1 pseudogene is annotated in these 248 nt (G+C 68.1%); it reads right to left on the bottom strand.

The window, feature by feature from the left end:
* Positions 1–134 (bottom strand): annotated as a pseudogene (locus tag FNJ47_RS55145) (lytic murein transglycosylase); the annotation flags it as partial.
* Positions 135–248 lie beyond the last annotated feature (114 nt).

The raw sequence follows: 248 nt of genomic DNA, 5'->3' as shown, positions 1-248 counted from the left end.
TTCTTCAGGTTGTTGGCGGTGGAGGCGATCAGGTCGCTCGGATTGTCGACGACATCGCGGCGACCGTCGCCGTCGCCGTCGACGGCGTAACGCTTGAACGCGGTCGGCATGAACTGGGTCGGGCCGACCGCGCCAAGGTGATGCCGCTGTCGCAATGGGAGCAGCTCGGCGTCAAGCGGCCCAACGGCCAGCAATTCCCGCGGCCGTCCGACAAGGCCTATCTGCTGGCGCCGGCTGGCGCCGAGGGT

Source organism: Bradyrhizobium uaiense (assembly GCF_010811875.1).
GTDB classification, from domain to species: domain Bacteria; phylum Pseudomonadota; class Alphaproteobacteria; order Rhizobiales; family Xanthobacteraceae; genus Bradyrhizobium; species Bradyrhizobium uaiense.
Note: the sequence above shows the minus strand (reverse complement) of the source record. Positions and strands in the feature narration are given on the sequence as shown.